The sequence below is a fragment of the Acinetobacter schindleri CIP 107287 genome, assembly GCF_000368625.1.
Taxonomy (GTDB): Bacteria; Pseudomonadota; Gammaproteobacteria; order Pseudomonadales; family Moraxellaceae; genus Acinetobacter; species Acinetobacter schindleri.
Map to the genome: position 1 here is coordinate 137,742 of NZ_KB849575.1, position 22,527 is coordinate 160,268.

The 22,527-nt window shown below is 42.9% G+C and carries 20 protein-coding genes; 10 read left to right on the plus strand and 10 right to left on the minus strand.

Annotation, left to right across the window (positions count from 1 at the left end; translation table 11 throughout):
• Positions 1 to 2: 2 nt before the first annotated feature.
• Together F955_RS03870 and F955_RS03875 are read right to left on the minus strand one after the other, a co-directional pair.
• On the minus strand, positions 3 to 1,208 hold the full coding sequence (locus F955_RS03870; protein WP_004891565.1) for an acetyl-CoA C-acetyltransferase: 1,206 nt from the start codon (positions 1,206 to 1,208) through the stop codon (positions 3 to 5).
• A 221-nt stretch (positions 1,209 to 1,429) separates the two neighbouring features.
• On the minus strand, positions 1,430 to 2,440 hold the full coding sequence (locus F955_RS03875) for an AraC family transcriptional regulator (protein ID WP_004814497.1): 1,011 nt from the start codon (positions 2,438 to 2,440) through the stop codon (positions 1,430 to 1,432).
• Positions 2,441 to 2,652: 212 nt separating this feature from the next.
• Between F955_RS03875 and F955_RS03880 the strand changes: the two genes are divergently transcribed.
• The 3 genes from F955_RS03880 (at position 2,653) to F955_RS03890 (ending at position 6,152) form a co-directional block, all read left to right on the plus strand.
• Complete coding sequence (locus F955_RS03880) at positions 2,653 to 3,774, plus strand: CaiB/BaiF CoA transferase family protein (protein WP_004891568.1); 1,122 nt, start codon at positions 2,653 to 2,655, stop codon at positions 3,772 to 3,774.
• A gap of 256 nt (positions 3,775 to 4,030) precedes the next feature.
• Positions 4,031 to 5,674: a nitrite/sulfite reductase gene (locus F955_RS03885; protein WP_004891571.1), complete on the plus strand. Its 1,644-nt coding sequence runs from the start codon at positions 4,031 to 4,033 to the stop codon at positions 5,672 to 5,674.
• Positions 5,667 to 6,152, plus strand: a complete 486-nt coding sequence (locus F955_RS03890; protein ID WP_004814500.1) for a DUF934 domain-containing protein — start codon at positions 5,667 to 5,669, stop codon at positions 6,150 to 6,152. The genes F955_RS03885 and F955_RS03890 overlap by 8 nt, the downstream gene beginning before the upstream one ends.
• 43 nt (positions 6,153 to 6,195) lie before the next feature.
• Here F955_RS03890 and F955_RS03895 read toward each other — a convergent pair whose 3' ends face one another.
• From F955_RS03895 to F955_RS03905, 3 genes are all read right to left on the minus strand, one after another.
• Entirely contained in the window at positions 6,196 to 6,657 is a 462-nt protein-coding gene (locus F955_RS03895; RefSeq protein WP_004891573.1) for a VOC family protein, read from the minus strand.
• Between the two features lie 262 nt (positions 6,658 to 6,919).
• Positions 6,920 to 8,095 (minus strand): thiolase family protein, encoded by a 1,176-nt coding sequence (locus F955_RS03900; protein WP_004891575.1) that lies wholly within the window; start codon positions 8,093 to 8,095, stop codon positions 6,920 to 6,922.
• Between the two features lie 111 nt (positions 8,096 to 8,206).
• Positions 8,207 to 8,728, minus strand: a complete 522-nt coding sequence (locus F955_RS03905; protein ID WP_004814504.1) for a GspH/FimT family pseudopilin — start codon at positions 8,726 to 8,728, stop codon at positions 8,207 to 8,209.
• A gap of 372 nt (positions 8,729 to 9,100) precedes the next feature.
• On the opposite strand from F955_RS03905, the gene omp38 reads away from it, so the two are divergent.
• Both omp38 and F955_RS03915 read left to right on the plus strand, forming a co-directional pair.
• On the plus strand, positions 9,101 to 10,150 hold the full coding sequence (gene omp38 / locus F955_RS03910; RefSeq protein ID WP_004814506.1) for an outer membrane protein Omp38: 1,050 nt from the start codon (positions 9,101 to 9,103) through the stop codon (positions 10,148 to 10,150).
• Positions 10,151 to 10,258: 108 nt separating this feature from the next.
• Complete coding sequence (locus F955_RS03915; protein ID WP_004814508.1) at positions 10,259 to 10,792, plus strand: cysteine peptidase family C39 domain-containing protein; 534 nt, start codon at positions 10,259 to 10,261, stop codon at positions 10,790 to 10,792.
• A gap of 45 nt (positions 10,793 to 10,837) precedes the next feature.
• On the opposite strand, the gene F955_RS03920 is transcribed toward F955_RS03915, so the two are convergent.
• The 3 genes from F955_RS03920 to F955_RS03930 form a co-directional block, all read right to left on the minus strand.
• The gene (locus F955_RS03920) at positions 10,838 to 12,301 is read right to left on the minus strand and encodes an amino acid permease (RefSeq protein WP_004814510.1); all 1,464 of its coding nucleotides are present in this window, start codon (positions 12,299 to 12,301) and stop codon (positions 10,838 to 10,840) included.
• The gene (locus tag F955_RS03925; protein WP_004814512.1) at positions 12,301 to 13,335 is read right to left on the minus strand and encodes a methyltransferase; all 1,035 of its coding nucleotides are present in this window, start codon (positions 13,333 to 13,335) and stop codon (positions 12,301 to 12,303) included. Before F955_RS03925 ends, F955_RS03920 begins: the two co-directional genes overlap by 1 nt.
• 65 nt (positions 13,336 to 13,400) lie before the next feature.
• Positions 13,401 to 14,771 carry a uracil-xanthine permease family protein gene (locus F955_RS03930; protein ID WP_004814515.1) on the minus strand — a complete coding sequence of 457 codons (1,371 nt, stop codon included), beginning with the start codon at positions 14,769 to 14,771 and terminating at the stop codon, positions 13,401 to 13,403.
• A gap of 162 nt (positions 14,772 to 14,933) precedes the next feature.
• Between F955_RS03930 and typA the strand changes: the two genes are divergently transcribed.
• Positions 14,934 to 16,769, plus strand: coding sequence for a translational GTPase TypA (gene typA, locus F955_RS03935; protein WP_004891578.1), 1,836 nt, complete (start codon positions 14,934 to 14,936; stop codon positions 16,767 to 16,769).
• 173 nt (positions 16,770 to 16,942) lie between these two features.
• Positions 16,943 to 17,380: a large conductance mechanosensitive channel protein MscL gene (mscL, locus tag F955_RS03940; protein ID WP_004891580.1), complete on the plus strand. Its 438-nt coding sequence runs from the start codon at positions 16,943 to 16,945 to the stop codon at positions 17,378 to 17,380.
• Between the two features lie 114 nt (positions 17,381 to 17,494).
• Here mscL and F955_RS03945 read toward each other — a convergent pair whose 3' ends face one another.
• Positions 17,495 to 17,779 carry a peptidylprolyl isomerase gene (locus F955_RS03945; RefSeq protein WP_004891582.1) on the minus strand — a complete coding sequence of 95 codons (285 nt, stop codon included), beginning with the start codon at positions 17,777 to 17,779 and terminating at the stop codon, positions 17,495 to 17,497.
• A complete protein-coding gene (gene mutM / locus F955_RS03950; protein ID WP_004891585.1) occupies positions 17,779 to 18,636 on the minus strand; it encodes a bifunctional DNA-formamidopyrimidine glycosylase/DNA-(apurinic or apyrimidinic site) lyase in 858 nt (285 codons plus the stop codon). The genes F955_RS03945 and mutM overlap by 1 nt, the downstream gene beginning before the upstream one ends.
• 381 nt (positions 18,637 to 19,017) lie before the next feature.
• On the opposite strand from mutM, the gene F955_RS03955 reads away from it, so the two are divergent.
• From F955_RS03955 to F955_RS03965, 3 genes are all read left to right on the plus strand, one after another.
• Positions 19,018 to 20,280 (plus strand): carbohydrate porin, encoded by a 1,263-nt coding sequence (locus F955_RS03955; protein ID WP_004891588.1) that lies wholly within the window; start codon positions 19,018 to 19,020, stop codon positions 20,278 to 20,280.
• Between the two features lie 91 nt (positions 20,281 to 20,371).
• Complete coding sequence (locus F955_RS03960) at positions 20,372 to 21,496, plus strand: NADH:flavin oxidoreductase/NADH oxidase (RefSeq protein WP_004891591.1); 1,125 nt, start codon at positions 20,372 to 20,374, stop codon at positions 21,494 to 21,496.
• 81 nt (positions 21,497 to 21,577) lie between these two features.
• On the plus strand, positions 21,578 to 22,513 hold the full coding sequence (locus F955_RS03965) for an AEC family transporter (protein WP_004891594.1): 936 nt from the start codon (positions 21,578 to 21,580) through the stop codon (positions 22,511 to 22,513).
• The last annotated feature ends 14 nt before the right edge of the window (positions 22,514 to 22,527 follow it).

Below are 22,527 nucleotides of genomic sequence, written 5' to 3' on the forward strand. Positions count from 1 at the left end.
CCTTAAACCAGTTCAATAATAGTGGCAATACCCATGCCGCCACCGACGCATAAAGTTGCTAATCCACGTTTTTTACCCTGGCGTTCCAGCTCATCTAACAAAGTACCGAGAATCATGGCACCGGTTGCACCCAGTGGATGTCCCATGGCAATGGCGCCACCGTTAACATTGACTTTGGCTGGATCAACGTTGAGTTCTTTAATAAAGCGCATAACGACTGCGGCGAAGGCTTCATTGACCTCAAACAGGTCAATATCATCAATGCTGAGACCAGCTTTAGCCAAAGCTTTACGTGCAGCCGGGGCAGGGCCGGTGAGCATAATGGTTGGATCAGCGCCCACCAGAGCCGTTGACAAGACTTTGGCACGCGGTTTCAGGTTCTGCTCTTTAACAGCCTGTTCTGAAGCAAGCAGGACCAAGGCAGCACCATCCACGATGCCAGAAGAATTTCCCGCATGGTGCACATGATTGACTGTACCGACTTCTGGATATTTTTGCAGGGCAATTGCATCAAAGCCCATCTGTCCCATGGTGGCAAAGCTTGGGTTGAGTTTGCTGAGTGTTTCAATTGTCGTATTCGGTTTAATGAACTCATCTTTATCCAGAATCACCACACCAGCTTTATCTTTAACTGGCACAATCGATTTATCAAAATGACCACTGGCCTGAGCTGTTGCCGCTTTTTTCTGGGACTGTTCTGCAAAACTATCTACATCATCACGGCTATAACCATCAATGGTCGCGATCAGGTCGGCACCAATGCCTTGTGGAATAAAATCACAAGCCATATTGGTTTCAGGATCGAGCGCCCAAGGGCCGCCATCCGAACCCATCGGTACGCGGGACATGGATTCGACTCCACCCGCAACCACTAAATCCTCCCAACCTGAACGGACTTTTTGTGCGGCCATATTGACTGCTTCCAGACCAGAAGCGCAGAAACGGTTAATCTGTACACCAGCCACATCGTTATCCCAACCCGCTGCAATTGCTGCAGTTTTGGCAATATCAGCACCTTGGTCACCAATCGGAGTGACACAGCCCAAGACAATGTCATCAACCTTGGAGGTATCTAAGGAATGACGCTCTTTCAGTTCATTGAGCAGGGTAGTGAGTAAACTGATCGGTTTGACTTCATACAAGGATCCATCCTTTTTTCCCTTGCCACGTGGTGTGCGAATGGCATCGATGATATAGGCCTCGCTCATACAATTTCCCTTTTTTGAATGAATAAGATTTGTTCTAATCATTTTGAGTGTAATGATTCTTTAACTAAGCGCAATGACGAGAACGGACCAGGTCATTTGAGCAATCTGGTCAATGGCGATGATTCAAGAAAAAGATCAGACGAAAAAATGCCCAAGTCTGGAGCTTGGGCATGAACTGAGATTAGCAAAAGAGCTAATATTGAATATGAAGAGAATGTGGCTTAATGGTAACCATGTAATTGGCGATATAAACCTGGTGTTACACCGGTCCATTTTTTGAAAGCACGATGGAAGGTGCTGGTTTCACTAAAACCAACTTGCTGCGCGACATCTTCCAGGGTTAAATCTGGATTTAACAAGAGGTGGATGGCAGCATCTCGACGCAGTGCATCTTTAACGCCTTGATAACTCTTGCCTTCAGCAGCCAGACGACGACGTAAAGTTTGTGGAGATAGATATAGCATGGAAGCGACATCATTCAGCGTCGGCATTTCTTCGCCGATCTGGCTCTTCAGTACATCACGAATACGGGAGGTTAGAGAGTTGGTATTTTTGAATTTTACCAACAGTTGAGCAGGTGCAGCTTTCAGGAACTCTTCCAAGGTTTCTTCATTCTGACGGATGGGTAAATCGAGATAATCCGCTGCAAAAGTAATTTCAGTACGTGGCGCGTCAAACTGCATCACGGGTGCAAAAAATAATGCGTCATACTCATCCGCATGATTTGGACGTGGATAGCTGAAATGTACTCGTTCCAATGGAAGGCGGCGTTCAATCAACCACGAAGCCAGACCATGCCAGATCATTAGCATGCTTTCAGTGATGAAATGATCCGGGTCCATCTCTTTCGGAATTTGAGGGACTAAACGTGCTTCATGCTTGTCACGTTCCAGTGTCACCGCCCAGTCATCGCCAAACAGCTTGTAGAACTGGGAAGAAAGTTCCAGCGCATCACCTAAAGTTTTAGCATGGATGATCAGCTGACACATGATTGCAAATGTGCCCAGACGGCGAGGCTGTTTGTCAAAGCCGACATGCTCGTCCTGTGTCACCATCCACAGCATTTTAATAAAACGGGTATATTGTTCTGGCGAGATACGGGCCTTAGGCTGATGCAGAAGTTCAGCTTCAATACCAACATGAGACAATAACGTATCGACGTCCATGCCGAGACGCTTCACGCCGTAGAGTGCAGCGTTAACGAAATGGATACTGATCGTATCGCGACTCATGTTTAATCCTTCAGTCTCTTTGATGTTCACTAATGCTTGACCTAATTGACAACAAATAATAAATCAATGGCAATTTACAAAATCGGATTTGCCATTTGTTACATATTAAATTGCCGAAATGATCAAGGTAAATGGCTGAACATGACATTGTTTTTGTGTGTTTATGTTTCTAATATGCATAAAAAACCATCATAAATAGAGTAATTATTCTAATGTCCTATGCATTAAAAGGATTGAAAGTCCTCGATTTTTCTACACTTTTACCTGGTCCTTTTGCCACCATGTACTTGGCAGACCTCGGTGCCGAGGTTGTGCATATTGAATCACCAACACGTCCTGACCTATTGCGATTAGTGCCACCATACGCACATGGACAGGCAACTGCACACAATTATTTGAATCGTAACAAACAATCTATCACGCTGGATCTTAAAAATCGTGACTGTATCGAACAGATCAAAACCAGGATTTCGGACTATGACATCGTGGTTGAACAGTTCCGTCCCGGCGTAATGCAACGTTTGGGACTGGATTACGCCACCTTGGCTGAAATCAATCCGCGACTTATTTATTGTTCCATTACTGGCTATGGGCAAACTGGTTCTTATAAAGATAAGGCCGGGCATGATATTAACTACTTGGCCTTATCCGGAATTGCCGGACATAGCGGTCGGGTTCAGGGTGGTCCACCGGCTTTAGGTATTCAGGTCGCTGATGTTGCTGGCGGTTCCATGCATGCGATTATCGCTATCCTGGCAGCGGTGATTGAGCGCCAGCGTAGCGGAATGGGACAGTATATTGATATTTCCATGACCGATTGTGCGGTGACCTTAAATAATATGGCAGCCGCCGCCAGTCTGGCAGCAGGTGTGCATGCCCAACCGGAATCGGGGCATCTCAATGGCGGCACTTTTTATGATTATTACCAAACTCAAGATGGACGTTATCTTTCTATTGGCAGCTTGGAGCCACAATTTATGCAGGGTTTGGCACAGGCATTGCAGTTACCAGTTCTGTTAGAAAAAGGTTTATCCTTAGATGCTCAAGACCAGAAAGAAGTGAAAGCAGCAATTCAAGAGAAAATTCGCAGTAAAACTCTGAATGAGTGGCAGACTATATTTGCTACTTTAGATGTGTGTGTGGAGCCGGTATTACACCTGGATGAAGCCTTAACTTCACAACTGGCACAAGAGCGGGGCTGGGTGGTGCATGTTCCAGTCAAAGCAGGGGAACAGGAGACTGAGCCACAGCTGGCCTGTCCAATCAAATTTTCCCGTTCTAGCTCACGCTATGATTTTATGGGACAGGCACTAGGTGAATCTGAACAGTGGTAAGTTTTTAGATTTTTTAATGATTATTTATTAATCAGCAGAGGTGAGCTGCTTTTATATGAAAATAAATGCTAAAGATTTAAAAAATAAATCATTATTCGTTGAAAAGGAGTTTTGCTCGACAAATCCTTTAAATCACTGAATTTCTGGTAGGCTTATCAATAAAATCGCTATGAAATATGTATAAAAAGCATTTTATTGATAGTTTTAATCTCGTTATCCTTGCCGACGATATAATAGAAACTACTAGCTGTACGCCATGTATTTATATACTGATTTCGATCAGCAACTGATTAATGAACGTGTTGCACAGTTCCGTGACCAAACGGAACGTTACTTAGCGGGCAAATTGACGGAAGATGAATACCGTCCGCTCCGCCTTCAAAATGGCCTATATGTACAACGTTATGCGCCAATGCTGCGTGTAGCAGTACCGTATGGTCTGATGAACTCTAAACAGTTACGTAAAATTGCGGAACTGGCAAAAGAATACGACCGTGGTTATGCACACGTATCAACACGTCAAAACTTCCAGTTCAACTGGCCTGCACTGGAAAATGTGCCAGATATGCTGCAAGAATTGGCATCAGTACAAATGCATGCGATTCAGACATCAGGTAACTGTATCCGTAATACGACGACTGACCAATATGCTGGTGTCGTTGCAGGCGAGATTGCAGATCCGCGTCCAACATGTGAATTGATCCGTCAATGGTCTACTTTCCACCCGGAATTTGCTTTCTTGCCACGTAAGTTCAAGATCGCTGTTTCAGCACTGGAAGAGATCGACCGTGCAGCAACTTCATTCCACGATATCGGTGTATATATCGTAAAAAATGAAGCGGGTGAGATGGGCTATAAAATCAAAGTCGGTGGTGGTCTAGGCCGTACACCAATTATTGGTAGCTTTATCCGTGACTTCCTTCCACGTGAAGACCTGATTGCATACCTTGAAGCTGTACTTCGTGTATACAACTTGCATGGTCGTCGTGACAACAAATATAAAGCGCGTATCAAAATCTTAGTAAAAGCACTCACACCTGAAGTATTTGCTGAGAAAGTAGAAGCGGAATTTGCACATACCATTAAAACATTGAAAATCGATGCTGAAACCTTGGCAAAAATGGATGAGAACTTCACGCCATTTGCTTATCAAGATTATGCAGATGAAGATTTCTCTGAACAGTTCGCGGCGCATCCGAAATTCAAGCAATGGTTCAATATCAATACCAATGCGCACAAAGTGAAAGGCTATCGTATCGTTACGATTTCACTGAAACGTACAGGTGTGGCTCCTGGTGATGTAACCACTGAAGAGATGAACCTGATTGCAGATCTTGCAGACAAGTACACTTTTGGTGAATTACGCACGACTCATGAGCAAAATATTGCCCTTGTTGATGTCCCACAAAAAGACCTGTTCGAATTGTGGACGATCCTGGAACAAAACAATCTGGCACGCGCTCACATCGGCTTCTTGACGGACATCATTTGCTGCCCGGGCGGTGACTTCTGTTCATTGGCAAATGCAAAATCAATTCCGATTTCTGAAGCAATTTCACGTCGTTTCGATGATCTGGATACGATTTATAACCTTGGCAAAATCGACCTGAATATTTCAGGTTGTATGAATGCCTGTGGTCATCACCACGTCGGTAATATCGGTATTTTGGGTGTAGACAAAAAAGGTGCTGAATTCTACCAAATTACTTTAGGTGGTAATGCAGACCATGATGCATCGATTGGTGACATTCTTGGTCCATCATTTGCTGCTGACGTAGTGCCGGATATCATCGAAGAAATCCTGAATACTTATCTTGACCTGCGTCAGGAAGGTGAAGAATTTATCGATACCTATCGTCGTGTTGGCATCCAACCATTCAAGGAGCGTGCATATGCTTAATACCGCACTACAAGTGCTCTCTAAAGATGGCACGATTGCAGACAATACTTATCAGTTAATTGGTGAAGATGGCGTATTGCCACAAGGTGATGTGGTTCTGACTGTTGAACAGTTAGAACAAATCGCCAATGTTCCGGGTAAAAAAGCACTGTACTTAACGGTAGATGCTTCTCCTGAAACCAATGAATTTCCACTTGATCAGTTGGATGCAATCTTTATCGAGTTTGCCGGTTTTAATGATGGCCGTGGTTATTCATTTGCAGCACTTCTTCGTCGCCAGGGTTTTCAGGGCGAGCTGCGTGCAACAGGTGATGTATTTAAAGACGTACTGAACTATATGAAGCGTTCGGGTTTCGATACTTTCGTGATTAAAGAAGGTAAAGATATTCAGGAAGCGGCAGCGGGTTTAAATGACTTTAGCAATCCGTACCAAGCATCCACAGCTGTGCCAAAACCGAACTATCAGACTGGAGCTTAATCCGTCTTCAGTTAAAAGCCTCCAAATGGAGGCTTTTTTATTTCTAGAAATTTGGACTACGTTCTTCTAATAGACAGTTAATCATCCACTGCACACCAAACTGATCGGTACAGGCACCGTAAAGTGCGCCCCAAAAAGTTTTTTCCAAAGGCATTTCAATTTGACCCTTGGCAGATAAAGCCTCAAACAGTCGTTGAGCTTCGGCTTGTTCACTAGCACTTAAAATAATTGCAATATAGTGATTGGTCCCTTTGGTAAAAGTAGGGGGGCTAGGACTGTCTAGCTTTTCATTAATATCTGATCCCATTAATTCAGTATATTCATTGATAGGAAGTGAAATATGCAAAATCTGGCTTCTATCCGTATCGGAGAGGTCAATGCCTTCCTGTCCGGGCATATCGCCATAACGGCTCAAATTAGAAAATTCACCACCAAACACTGAACGATAAAAAGTAAAAGCGGCTTCAGTTTCACCTTGGAAGTTGAGATAGTGATTAAATCGCATGGAGGTTTCCTTTTTTCTTGTTTTGATTCTCTCTAATTTACTCTTTGCAACGTGTCTGATTGATAAAGAAGCTTTATGAAAATGTAAGTAAGGGAATTCTTCTATTGATAGGATAATCAAGACAAAAATAATTTTTAGTTTAAGACCCGGTTTTAAATGATTGTTCGAGTAATGCTTTAGTAGACATCATTAAGGCCAGATTTTGGATTAATAAAAAAAGAGGGCTTTAAAAGCCCTCTTCAGTCGTTTGACTTTTTGAAAATTAGATTAGCTCAATCGCGACTGCAGTTGCTTCACCACCACCGATACATAGAGCTGCAACACCTTTCTTGCCGCCAGTGCGCTTTAAAGCATGGATCAAAGTCAGGATAATACGAGAACCTGTAGAACCCACTGGGTGACCTAGTGCACAAGCACCACCATTAATATTGACTTTTTCAGGATCAAGCTTGAACTCATCCATTGGACACATGGTGACCATGGCAAAGGCTTCATTAATTTCCCAAAGATCTACTTCTTCAGCTGTCCAGCCTGCTTTATCCAGTACTTTCTGAATAGCACCAACTGGAGCAATTGTAAACTCGGATGGATGCTGAGAGTTTGACGCATAGGCAACAATTTTTGCTAATGGGTTTAAATCTTGAGCTGCTGCATTGTCAGCAGAAGTTAAAACCAATGCAGAGGCACCATCAGAAATAGAGCTGGCATTTGCTGCAGTAATGGTACCATCTTTAGCAAAAGCAGGACGTAATGTTGGGATTTTATCAATATTGGCATTGAATGGCTGTTCGTCTTTATCAACCACTACATCACCTTTACGGGTGGAAACAGTGACTGGCACAATTTCATCTGCAAAGTAGCCTTCATTGACCGCAGTTTGTGCACGTTTTAATGAACGGATAGCGAAATCATCCATCTGTTCACGCGTATAACCTTTGGTATTTGCCATATCTTGGGCAAAAGAACCCATTAGGCGACCAGTTTCTGCATCTTCTAAACCGTCCAGGAACATATGGTCTTTAATTTCACCATGGCCCATACGGAAGCCGCCACGTGCTTTAGGTAATACATAGGGCGCATTGGTCATCGATTCCATTCCACCAGCAACTACATAAGTTGCAGAACCGGCCTTGATCATGTCAGCAGCTTGCATCACTGCTTTCATGCCTGAACCACAAAGCTTATTAATAGTTACAGCACCTGTGCTGTCTGGAAGACCAGCCTTACGCATTGCCTGACGGGCAGGACCCTGTTTTAAACCGGCAGGAAGAACACAACCCATAATGACTTCTTCGATGTCTGTTGGTTGTAAACCTGCACGTGCAATGGCTTCTTTGATCGTGACAGCACCTAGTTCAGGCGCAGTCACACCTGATAAGCTGCCTTGGAAGCCACCCATGGCTGTACGTGCACCATTGACAATTACGATGTCAGTCATTGTTGTATCTCCATATGAGTTTTAGTCTTTTATTCTCGACCTAAGCAGTATATTGAAAAAACTGCAAGATTAAAGCCTCAAAAAAATTGAATCATAAACCGGACAGTTTTCTCAGCATGTATTTAGATTCTCTTTACGCAGATGCCCCATTTTGCTAAGTACAATTTTGTAATAATAGGAATGCTGAAAAGAACAGTAGTAAAAGCTGCCATTGGAGCCAATAGGTAAATTGGTTTGAGCCTGATAGTTGATACTTGGGACACTTAAAGCACCTCTCCAATCCAGCTGTCCATATTTAAGCCTTAGATGATCAACATGCAGTACGGTTTCGCCGGCATCAACCTGTCTATTTTTATTTTGATCGACAAATACCAGCCAGGCATTGCTCCACTGATTTGTTTGACAGGTCGATAGATTTAATGTGGGACAAATCACAATATTCTGCCGTAATACTGCCGATTGACTGCGTGCATAGCGATTCACTGCTGTAATCTTCTGATAAATACTGTTAGCTTCTTGTTTTGACTGATATTCTTGAAACAGAGGAACTGCTAGGGTTGTAAGTATTGCAAGAGTGGAAATAACAACAATAAGCTCCACAATTGTGAACGCATTATTTCTTTTTATATACATGGTTTAACCTATTTATATATTATTTTTATTTGAAACATGCTATTAATTAGGCGTTTTTTAATGCTTTTTTTTATTTACCTAGTATTTTTGTACTTGAAATAGGAGAAAGCTGTTAAAATTAGGTAAGAGACAATAAGGTATTCACAATAAAAAATTGAGTAAAAATTTACCGAATTACAACGGAAATTGTAAGTAATTTTGTCAATAATTTACTTGATTAGATTAATCAAGCACTTGGAAAATTTATTCAGTGTTTGTATGATTCCCTGTGAATAGCTTAAAAATAAAACTGGGGTAAAAGAAGCCTATCTCAGGAAAGCCAATTTAGGCTTGAGCTTGAACAACAATTTGTTATCTCTGGAGGATAAATCCATGAAAATGAGTCGTATTGCTTTAGCAATGCTTGTAGCTGCTCCTTTCGCTGCTGCAAACGCAGGCGTAACTGTTACTCCATTACTGGTTGGTTATACTTGGCAAGATACAAAACACAACAACAGCTATGAAGATCATCTATATGGTGAAACTCCTGAGCTTCAAGACGACCTATTCGTAGGTGCTGCGCTTGGTGTTGAACTGACTCCATGGTTAGGCTTTGAAGCTGAATATAACCAAGTGAAAGGTGATATCGAAGACAGCGAAGCTTCTTACGGTGAGTATAAGCAAACTCAAATCAATGGTAACTTCTACGTTACTTCTGATCTGATCACTAAAAACTATGACAGCAAAATCAAACCATACGTACTTTTAGGTGCTGGTCACTACAAGTATGAATATGATTTAGATGGTGATGCGCGTCTTAAAGATGACGAAGGTACTTTAGGTAATGCTGGTCTAGGTGCTTTCTGGCGTTTAAACGATGCTCTGTCTCTACGTACAGAAGCTCGTGCAACTTATAACATTGACGAAGATTTCTGGAACTACACAGCGCTTGCTGGTTTAAACGTAGTTCTTGGTGGCCACTTGAAACCTGCTGCGCCAGTCGTAGAAGTTGCTCCAGTTGAACCAGTTGCTCCAGTTGCTCCAGCTCCACAAGAGTTGACTGAAGACCTGAACATGGAACTTCGTGTATTCTTTGATACAAACAAATCTAACATCAAAGATCAGTACAAACCAGAAATCGCGAAAGTTGCTGAAAAATTGGTTGAATATCCAAACGCAACTGCTCGTATCGAAGGTCACACTGACAACACTGGTCCACGTGCACTGAACGAACGTTTATCTCTTGCTCGTGCTAACTCTGTGAAATCTTCACTAGTTAACGAATACAACGTTGATGCTTCTCGTTTGTCTACTCAAGGTTTCGCTTGGGATCAACCGATTGCTGACAACAACACTAAAGAAGGTCGTGCTATGAACCGTCGTGTATTCGCGACTATTTCTGGTAGCCGTACTGTACTAGCTGAACAACCAGCTGCTCAATAATTCATTATTGAACACTGATTAAAAAAAGCGACTCTCTTATGAGTCGCTTTTTTTATTGCCCTGATTTGACTACACTGCATAGCCCTAAACCTGTTTTTGAGTCTGAGCATGAGTGTGGAACTTCCTGAAGATTTACAAAATCTGGAGGCCAATAGTGGCCTCTATGCGATCTGGATGATTTTTCATCACTATGGTATAGATCTGCATATTCCGGATCTGGTACAGCTCACACACCATGATCCTGAAATGGGAACCTCCAGTATTGCGCTTGCAGTTGCTTTAAAAACACTGGGTTTGGATGTTCATTTTTATACTGAACATGACCCAGATAAACAGCCAATTGAAATTGAGTTCTATCAACAAGCATCTCGTTTACAAATCCCGGTTATAGAACAGCCATTGTCTTATGCAGACATTCAGGAAAATGTAGAAGCTGGTCGTTTTGTGATTGTGTTCTATGACACCCTGGAGGGCGTAGGGAATCATTCTTTGGTGTACGAAATCAATAAAAGTGAAATCAGCTTCTTTGACAGTTTTGAGTCCATGCGGAAAGAAGTGTTTGAACAGCAGCGTCGGGTAGAGGGGATTTGTCAGCAAACTATCGTCATTGACGATCGAAATTTTGTTATGCGCCACAGTTAATACAATAAAAAAGCAGCCATTCAGGCTGCTTTTTCAGATCGAAAATTATTCATGATCTATTTTCATCGGCTGAACATCCATCTCTTTATAAGAAATGAGTTTGGTGTTGTGTTTCCACTTATAACCTAACCAGATTGCCAAGAATAAGAAAATACCAATGTAAGTAGAAAGTACTGCAAGCCATTCACCACTCAGTACTGCTTGATAGTTTTGCCCCAGGACCACAATCGCACATAGCACAAAAGCAAACCATGGTGCAAATGGGAAGAACTTGGCACGATACGCCAGATCCTCAAGTTTATAACCTTGAGCCAGATATCCTTTACGGAAGCGGTAATGAGATATTGCAATACCCAACCATACAATAAATCCACACATACCAGACATATTGAGTAGCCAGTTAAATACTTCCTGTTCACCAATAAATGTTGTCAGAAAACATAAGGCTGCGATTGCAGTGGTGGCATATAGTGCATTCATTGGCACACCGCGCGCATCCAGACGACCAAACAATTTTGGTGCACTGCCTTTACGTGCCATATCAAACAGCATACGGGTAGAGGAGTACATGCCCGAGTTACCTGCAGACAGAATTGCAGTCAAAATCACCGCATTCATCACACTGGCAGCAAAGGCGAAACCAGCTTGTTCATATAGCAAAGTGAAAGGCGAAAGCGCAATATCTTCACTAGACGCTGCCTGTAAAAGACGTGGGTCATCATAAGCAATCAGGGTGCCGATAATGAAGATACACACAATATAGAATAACAGGATACGCCAGAAAATTTGCTTGATTGCTACTGGAATGGTTTTCTGCGGATCTTTAGATTCACCTGCAGCGACACCGACCATTTCAGTTCCCTGGAAGGAGAATCCGGCAATCATCGCCACCCCGATCAGGGCAGATAAGCCACCCACAAATGGTGCTTCACCTTTGGTCCAGTTGGCAAATGTAGCAACCTCAGGAGTTAACATGATTTTTGCAATCATGAAGATACCAATGATGATAAACGCAATAATCGCCAGCACTTTGATTAAGGAGAAGAAAAATTCAGATTCACCAAAGCCTTTTACCGTCAGTGCATTAATCCCGAAGACCACCGCCAGGAACAGGGCACTCCAGTAAAAACCAGGAATGTCTGGAAACCAGAATTTCATGATGAACTGGACTGCGACCAGCTCAAAGGCTACGGTGATTGCCCAGTTATACCAGTAGTTCCAGCCTAAAGCGAAACCAAAACCGCCTTCGACATATTTAGTACCGTAAGTAAAGAAAGCACCTGAAGTCGGATTATGGGTTGCAAGCTCCCCCAAGCTGGTCATCAGGAAGTAAATCATGACACCAATGAGCGCATACGCAAGTAATGCACCACCTGGTCCGGCATTGGCAATAGTTGCACCTGAAGCCAGGAACAAACCTGTACCAATTGATCCACCGATGGCGATCATATTCAGATGACGAGCACTTAGCTTACGCTGCAGCTGTGTGCTGTGTTGAGTTTCGCTCATCATGATTCCTTAACATTTTTTTGAGTGCTGGCGAAAAGCACTTTGAAGCCTTGTTGATCAGTTTTGACGGTGCACTGGCCAAAGCTTTGCTCAATTAAAATCGGGTAATTTAAGAAGCGGTTCGCCACAATCCATAATTCACCACCAGACTTGAGATGACGACGTGAAGTCTTGCACAGATTTTCACTGGCATCATAGTTGGTCTGAATACCCTGATGGAAGGGTGGATTACTGACGATAGCGTGCAAAAATAATGGTGCATCTTCAATCCCGCTCACTGCCTTAATTTCAAGCTGCTCAGGCTCAAGCTGATTTTTCTCAAAAGTCATTTTGGTAGAGGCTAATGCAAAAGCATCTACATCTAAGGCAAAGATACGATTGTTCGGATTGAGCTTGGCAAGATAGGCACTAATGACGCCGGCACCACAGCCAAAGTCGGCAATTTTACCTGAAGTCACTTCAGACAGGTAGGGCAGGAAAACCGCTGTACCGACATCCAGATGATTCTGGCTAAATACACCAGGGAGTGCACAGATTTGTAAATCACCTTTGGGAGTAGAGACGCTATAGGTTTGTGCCCAGTCAGCTAATGCCTTTTTCTCGACGTTGCAGTCTAGTGTCAATTGCCATAATTGGCAATGTCGTGCGCTATCGAGTTTGAGGCTTTTACCATAGGGTTGCAGCTGTTTTGCCGCGCGTTCCACGCCACCTTTTTTCTCACCTACCAAAAATACCTGGCTGCCTTGTTTTAGGTAAACCGCTACATTGTGAATCAGGTAATTAAGTAATTCTCTGGATTTTGGAACAAAGATTACAGCCTGATCAAATTCACCTTCAGGAAATTCTGCACCAAAATGTACATTAGCTTGCTGGGCCTGAAAATACAGGTAGTCATTATAATTCCATGTCCACACTGCAGCCTGAATGGATTGATCAAATTCAGCCAGCAGATGATCCGTTGGAGGATTAATCAGCAGTACACGACCCGACAAATAATCATATTGTCTTAATAAAACTTCGCTTTTAGCATCCATAGGAATCTCTCCAATAGAAAAACACTGTCCAAGTTCAACTCAGACAGTGTTTTCTGGACATGAACTTACTTCTTTGTTTCAGGAAGTACAATATTTAGAATCAAGGCCGCAATACCGCCGGTCGCAACACCAGAACTAAAGATATTACGGAATAATTCAGGAAGATGTTCCAGAATCTGTGGAACCTGTGCCACACCCAAGCCTAATGCAAGAGAAATTGCGATGATCAGTAGAGCACGACGGTCTAGGTGAATACCAGACAGAATGTTAATACCAGAGGCAGCGACTGCACCAAACATCACCATCACTGCGCCACCAAGAACAGCTTGAGGAACCGCCTGAATCACGCCAGCCACGGCTGGAAGTAAACCCAGAATGACTAAAAGTGCTGCAATCCAGATGCCGACATAACGGCTCGCTACACCAGTCAATTGAATCACACCGTTATTTTGTGCAAATACAGAACTTGGGAATGTATTGAATAAACCCGCAAGTAAAGAGTTTGCACCATTCACTAATACGCCACCTTTAATACGCTTCATCCAGGTCGGGCCATCGACTGGCTGGTTAGAGAGTTTAGATGTTGCAGTAATGTCACCAATCGCTTCTAGTGAAGTCACCAAATAAATAAACGCCATTGGAATGAATAAGCTCCAAGAGAAGCTTAATCCAAAATGCATTGGTGTCGGGATCTGAACCAGTGGGGCATCTTTTAAGCCTTCAAAGTTCAGGTGACCCATAAAGCCAGCAAGAATATAACCTACAACCAGTGCGATCAGAATTGCCGAACTTTTTACCCAGGTAATGCGCACACGATTCAGTAAAATAATCAGTGCCAGAACTGTACATGACATGATTAGGTTATCAGCATTAGCAAAGGTTTTATCATTCATGGCCTGATAACCACCACCCATGCTGATTAGGCCTTCTTTAATTAAAGTCAGACCAATCAGTAAAACTACAATCCCTGTTACTAAAGGTGTGATCAGCTTTTTAATCCATGGCAGGATTTGCGATACGCCCATTTCAATAAATGAACCTGCAATCACCACGCCAAAGATCGAAGCCATGACAGCTTCTACGGGTGTACCGGCAGCAACCATCGCCGAACCAATACCAATAATTGGACCAATAAAGTTAAAACTGGTGCCTTGAACAATCAGCAAACCTGCACCAAATGGGCCAACTTTTTTGGATTGTAAAAAAGTCGCGATCCCTGAAATTACCAATGACATGGATAAAATCATGTTGGTATCTTCTTTAGAGACACCAAGTGCCAGACAGATCAGCAGGCCAGGAGTCACAATTGGGACAATAATGGCCAGTAAATGCTGGAACGCTGCTAGAAATGCGATAAATGGTTTAGGGCGATCTTCAAGGCCGTACACGAGGTCAAGTTGATCTTTGGAAGAAGGAGATTGATTAAAATCAGACATGTGTCAATGCAAATTAAGGCTGGGTGGCGCTATTCTAATCGAGTTACACGTCATTACAAAAGGCATTGGAAAAAAAATTGACGAAGTCAACAAACTGTCACTGTCAAAAGTTTGTATTTTTCTGTATAATTTGCCCTCAAATTTAATACGTATCGAATTTACATGTCAGATATTAAAACTCTCCGTAACATCGCCATTATTGCGCACGTCGATCATGGTAAAACCACTCTTGTAGACAAACTTTTGCAACAATCAGGTGCTCTCGGTGATCGCGCGGGTGAGATCGAGCGTGTCATGGATTCTGGCGCTATTGAAAGTGAACGTGGTATTACCATTCTTGCAAAAAACACTGCAATCAAATGGACTGATGCACGTACTAACACAGAATATCGCATTAACATCGTGGACACCCCGGGACACGCCGACTTCGGTGGTGAAGTTGAACGTGTTCTTTCGATGGTGGACTGCGTATTGCTTCTTGTAGACTCACAAGAAGGTCCAATGCCACAAACTCGTTTCGTAACGCAAAAAGCGTTCGCACGTGGTTTAAAACCAATTGTCATTATCAACAAAGTCGACAAGCCAAGCGCACGTCCTGACTGGGTAATTGACCAAGTATTCGATTTATTCGATAACTTAGGCGGTACTGACGAACAGTTAGACTTCCCGGTTGTATATGCATCTGGTCTTCGTGGTGTAGCGGGTCCTTCTCCTGAAGAACTTGCTGACGACATGACGCCGTTGTTCCAAACAATCGTAGACATTGTTGAACCACCAGCAGTTGACGTTGATGGTCCATTCCAAATGCAAGTGTCTTCACTTGACTATAACAGCTTCGTAGGTGTAATCGGTGTTGGTCGTATCCAACGCGGTTCAGTGAAATTAAACACGCCTGTGACTGTGATCGACAAAGAAGGTAACACTCGTAACGGCCGTATCTTGAAAATCATGGGTTACCATGGTTTAGAGCGTGTTGATGTTGAATCTGCTCAAGCAGGCGACATCGTTTGTATCACTGGTATTGATGCACTAAACATTTCTGACACAATCTGTGATCCGAAAGCAGTTGAAGCGCTTCCACCATTGTCTGTAGATGAACCTACAGTATCGATGACATTCCAGGTAAACAACTCACCGTTTGCTGGTAAAGAAGGTAAATTTGTAACTTCACGTAATATCCGTGAACGTCTTGACCGCGAATTGATCCACAACGTAGCACTTCGTGTTGAAGACACTGACAGTCCAGACCGTTTCAAAGTATCTGGTCGTGGTGAGCTTCACCTTTCAGTTTTAATTGAAAACATGCGTCGTGAAGGCTTCGAAATGGGCGTGTCTCGTCCACAAGTCATCATCAAAGAAATTGATGGTGAAAAACAAGAGCCATATGAAAACGTAACGTTTGACGTTGAAGAACAGCACCAAGGCGCTGTAATGGAGCAAATGGGTCACCGTAAAGGCGAAATGACCAATATGGAAGTTGACGGTAAAGGCCGTATCCGTATTGAAGCAACTGTACCTTCACGTGGCTTGATCGGTTTCCGTTCAGAATTCCTGACCATGACTTCTGGTACGGGTATCATGACGTCTAGCTTCTCGCATTATGGTCCAATGAAACAAGGTACTGTTGCGAAACGTCAAAATGGTGTACTGATTTCTATGGTTCAAGGTACTTGCCTGGGCTATGCATTGTTTACGCTGCAAGACCGTGGTCGTCTATTCGCTAAACCACAGTTAGAAGTTTATGAAGGCATGATCGTAGGTATTAACTCACGTTCTGATGACATGGTTGTTAACCCAACTAAAGCTAAACAGTTAACCAACGTACGTGCCTCTGGTACTGATGATGCGTTAACGCTTGTTCCTGCAATTGAATACACGCTAGAACAAGCGCTTGAATTCATTGAAGATGATGAACTTGTTGAAGTAACACCTAAGTCAATCCGTATCCGTAAGCGTTACCTGACTGAAAACGAACGTAAGCGTAACCGTGCTAAATAAGTTCGATTACTAATAGTTTAAAAAACCGCTGACATTGTTCAGCGGTTTTTTTATATATCTAGATAAGGTTGGACAAGATTACATAAACCTGATCAATTAGGCTTAAATAGAAATATCTAACTCCTGTATAATCTATCGCAAAATTGAAAATTGTATAAGAAACAGGTGACTTTATGAGTATTATTCAAGAATTTAAGGAATTTGCGGTTAAGGGCAATGTCATGGATCTCGCAGTCGGTGTGATCATTGGTGGCGCCTTCGGTAAGATTATTGACTCGATGGTAAAAGATGTCATCATGCCTTTAGTGAGCTGGGTTCTAGGTGGTGATGTCGACTATTCCAACTGGTTTGTTGTATTAGGAGATAATCCAAACAATATAAGCAATCTGGCTGCTGCACAGGCAGCGGGTCTGAATGTCCTTGCTTATGGTAATTTCCTGACGATTTTAATTAACTTCCTGTTATTGGCATGGGTCGTATTCTGGTTAGTGAAACTAATGAACAAACTGCGTCGTAAACAAGAGGTAGACCCAGAGCCAGCAGCAACACCGGAAGATGTTGCATTATTACGTGAAATTCGTGATGAGTTAAAAAAACGACCTGAAGCTTAAGCTTTCTTGATAAAAAAACGGCGCTTAAGGTGCCGTTTTTTTATTTAATTCCTTCCAACCTCTTTCCTAAAGGGAGGAGAAGTTCCCCTTTACTTATAGAGGGATTTAGGAGGATTAAAAATCCATTCGGAACTTGATTTCTAGCAAATGAAAACCAAACTGACTTTTCACTGGTCCATGTAAAACACGTTCGGCAGCAGTAAAAACCAGTTTATCAATCACTGGGACCAGCTGACCTTTTTTCACTTCACCCAGTTCACCACCACGTTTAGCTGAATTACAGGTCGAATATTGTTTAGCGATCTTGGCAAAATCTGCACCTGCTAGAATCTTTTTCTTGAGCTGTTCGGCAGTTTCTTTATCTTTGACCAGAATATGACGGACGATTGCAGTCTTCATTAGTTTTTACCTCGTACAGCTGCTGCACGTTTGCTAGAAAGCTTTACCTTTTTTAGCGGCTGGCATTCAGGACAGTAGACAGATGCACGCTGTCCCAACTTCATGTTTTCCAGCGTGGTTTCGCAGTTCACGCACATTTCCCCGGCACGGCCATAAGCCAGCAGTGTTTGTTGGAAATAGCCATTTTCTCCCATGGCATTGGTATAGTCGCGTAAGGTTGAGCCACCCAGATCAATCGCCTGTTTTAAAATGCGCTTAATTTCAATGACCAGCTTTTCAATCTGCTCAAAACTCAATGTAGAGGCAGGTTGTGCAGGATGAATGCCCATATTGAATAGGCTTTCGGTTGCATAAATATTGCCTACACCCACGACAACATGGTTATCCATAATTGCAACTTTGGTGCCAACATTTTTATTTTTTAATTTTTCAAATAGATATTCAGCATTAAAACTATCACTGAGTGGCTCTGGCCCAAGTGTATCAATCAGCTTGCTTTGAGACTGTGCATCTAACCACAGGATGCAGCCGAAACGGCGTGGGTCATGATAGCGCAGCTGGATATCTTCAAACTGAATAATCAGATGATCATGCTTACGCAATTCTTCACTGGCTTCACATAAGCGAAAACTGCCTGACATGCCTAAATGCCATAGCATCGTATCCTGTTCAAATTGCGCCAGAATGTATTTGGAACGACGTGTCAGTTGAATCAGGCGTTGTCCTTGCAGACGAGCAATATCCTCAGGAATCGGCCAACGTAAACTAGGCTGACGCACTTCAACTTTTAGCACTTGCTGATTAAGAAGGGGAAGGAGGCTGGTTTTGGTGGTTTCAACTTCTGGTAATTCAGGCATAACATTTAGCAGCTAATATCATGAGGCTAATATTGGGCGTTTTATAGTTGAATGCAAGTCCTGTTTAAAAGAGAACTGAAAACTGAAGATGGAAATTTATTTTAACAATTGTTTAAAAAATAAACTTTAATATCAGGTGTGTTTTTACTGTTAGGTTTAAAGAGAAACAGATTTTAGACCTTGTTAATTAATTAAATACCTGAAAAATATACATTATATAAATTAGATTTTATATAAAATATTATTTCTTATAACTTAAAGTTTTACCAATAATAAAAAAAATGCTGTGTATTTAAGTGAAAAGTTATGTAACGTTCTGTATCAAGTCATACAGGGCAAGTCTCATGCTGCCTTTACTCTCTCCGTATGTTTAGGTTTTATATGAAAAAGTTAAGTCTCGCTTTACTGCCATTCATGGTAGCCATGACTTCAGCTCAAGCTGAATCTGCATTTGATCCTCAGGGGCAGTACCTGTTAGGGGACTGGGATGGCAAGCGTACAGAACTTGCCCAGCAAGGTATCAAGTTTGAGGCAAATATACTGACAGATACAGCTTATCTGGCAGAGGGTGGCCGTAATGAAGGAGCAGATCCATTAACTTCTGCACAGTTATGGTTAGGTACCCAGTTAGATATGGAAAAACTGGCAGGCTGGGATGGGGTGACTGTTCGTGCAGTAGCTACCGCACGTCAAGGCCAAAGTACTTCAGTGCGTGATTTACAAGGAAATGCGCCTCACATGGCCAATGTTCAAGGTACTTTTGGTCGTGGTAACCAGGACAGCCGTTTAAGCGAACTGTCAATTGAGAAGACCTTCCAAGACCAAGGATTGAGTATTAAAGCAGGTCGTTTAGGTCTGGGTATGGACTTTAATGTCATGGCTTGTGATTTTGCCAGTACAGCATTCTGCGCTGCACAGATGGGTAAATGGCAGGGTAATATCTGGATGAATACCCCAGTATCTCAATGGGGGGCACGCGTTAAACAACAGTTAAATCCTGAAGTTGCAGTTCAAGTGGGTGTTTATGAATTTAACCCGGACAATGGTAATGGCAAGGCTGAAGGTCAAGGCTGGAGTCTGGATACCGATCATGCGGATGGCGTAACCATTCCGGCAGAGGTGGTCTGGACTCCAAAATCACTCATCAATGGCTTGCCAGGCAGTTACCGTGTTGGTGGTATGTATAACACGGCTGATGATATTGCTAACCAAAAAGACATCGCAACAGGTGAAGGAAAAAACCGTACCTTTGCAGGGTGGTTAGCAATAGAGCAACAGTTAACATCGACAGGTAGTGGCCGTCAGGGTTTACATTCATTTGCCAATTTTACCTGGCATGACCGTGATACCAATAAAGTGGATAATTCACAACAAATTGGTGTGAAATATATTGGTTTAGTGGATAGCCAGCCAAATGACATTTTAGGTCTGGCAGTGAATCGTGTGCATGTGAATGACCGTTTTGCAGATTCACGTCCATCATTTGATGCTAGCGCTGAATACAATATCGAACTCAACTACAGCTATAACGCAACAAAGTGGTTAATGCTACGTCCAAACCTGCAATATGTAATAAATCCAGGGTCTAGCAATCAAGTAGACAATGCATTAGTACTAGGGTTAACTACACGAGTGATCTTCTAAAGTTGGATTGTTCACGCTATAACTAAACAGGCTCTTGGGAGCCTGTTTTTATTTTGAATATCAATCAGCCGATAAGAAGAGGAAACACCGCGTGACATTACTATTTCAGCCCGTGCAATTTGGATCATTGCAACTTGATAACAAAATCGTAATCGCTCCGATGTGCCAGTACTCTGCAACAGAGCAGGGTGAAATCACCTATTGGCATGAGCAGCAATGGGCCAATTATGCTTTGTCTGGTGCCGGTTTATGTATTGTGGAAGCGACTGCGGTACAGCCACAAGGCCGGATTAGCTATGCAGATCTGGGATTGTGGAATGATAGCCAGACAGCACAGATCAAAACCTTACTGGAGAAGGTGCGATCTCTTTCGCCAATGCCTTTTGCAATTCAGCTGGCACATGCTGGGCGTAAAGCCTCCACAGATAAACCCTGGGAAGGCAAGGGGCAAATTGCACCAGATCAGCCTTTGGGCTGGCAGACTGTCTCTGCCAGTGATATTCCTTTTCAGGCACATGAGCACCCACCAAAAGCCTTAAGTCTTGAGGAAATCCAACAAGTAATTCAGGACTTTGCTGCCAGTGCCAAGCGAGCGGTTGAAGCAGGCTTTGAGCTGATTGAGCTTCATGCTGCGCATGGCTATTTGCTGCATCAATTTATGTCACCTCTGTCGAATCAGCGCCAGGATCAATATGGCGGTTCATTTGAAAACCGAATTCGTCTGACTTTAGAGGTCTTTAAAGCGATGAAAGATGCGGTTCCTGAAGGCTATCCAATTGGCGTGCGTATTTCTGCAACCGACTGGATGAAAGATGTTGAAAGCTGGAACATTGAGGCTGCTGTTGAACTTTCTAAAGCGCTGGAAGCATCGGGTGCAGCCTATATCCACGTTTCGAGTGCAGGTTTACATGTAGACCAGAAAATTGATGTGCATCCGAATTATCAGGTTCCTTTTGCGGAAGCGATTAAAAAGGCGGTCAATATTCCAGTGATTGCGGTCGGTTTGATTACGGAAGCAATGCAGGCAGAAGGAATTTTGCAATATGGACAGGCAGATGCTATCGCGCTTGCGCGTGGCATTTTGTATGATCCACGCTGGCCATGGCATGCAGCTGCGACACTCGGTGAAACAGTAGAGGTGACGCCTCAGTATTTACGTTGCCAGCCACACGGTTTGCGTGATCTGCTTAAGCCTTTCTCTTCAGCGGACAAATAAAACTGCTTGTTAAATGAGTGGAAGTTAATCGTTCAGGGATGAACATATTAAGGAACAATGCAGTAAAACTGCAGAAAATTAATGTTATTCACTATTCTATTTCCAATTTGTGCCGTCGTATTTTTAGGTTATATTGCTGCACGAACCCAATTTATCACCCCCTCGCTGATTATGGCGATGAGCCAGTTTGTAATGAAGATTTCCATGCCAGCTTTTCTGTTACAAGCCTTGGCAAGTAAACATCTCAGCGATATCTGGAGTCCACAGTATTTTATTGCCTATGCAGGTGGTTCTTTGCTGCTCTATGGCGTGGTATTTTTCTGCTGCCGCTATTTCTTCAAGGCTTCTCTCACTGAGTCAGGGGTGCTGGCCATGGGTGGTTCCATGTCCAATACCGGGTTTATCGGCACGGCGATACTGACCTTATTGATTGGTTCACATTCAGCAATTTATCTTTCATTGACTCTTATTGTAGAAAATCTGCTGATCGTGACCTTGATGCTGATTCTGGCTGAACGGGGTCTGCAAGCCCCCGGTACAGCTGGTAAAAGTATATTGACTGGAACATTGCTACGGATCTTGAAAAATCCGGTGATTCTTTCGATTATGCTGGGTATTTTGTGCATAGTTCTAGATATTCAACTACCAGAATTACTTAGCTCTACCTTAAAAATGTTAGGGCAAACCGCATCGCCACTGGCCTTATTTGTGATTGGTGGTAGCCTGATTGGCATGAATCTCAGCTCACTGACGGCCTTTAGCTGGTTCCTGACAGCCATAAAAGTCATCGTCATGCCATTGCTGATTTTCAGTTTATTATCGGCTTTCGATGTCAGTCGTGAGATGCTTTTTATCGGCACATTGCTGGCGGCATTGCCAATGCCAATCGCTTTTGGGATTTTTGCCCAGCATTATGGGGTACAGGACAAAGCTTTACCGCCATTGGTACTCAGTACCTTAATGGGATTTATTGTGGTGGCAGTCATCCTGACTCAGTCTGGTTATTATCTCAGTTAAACATTCCAATAAAA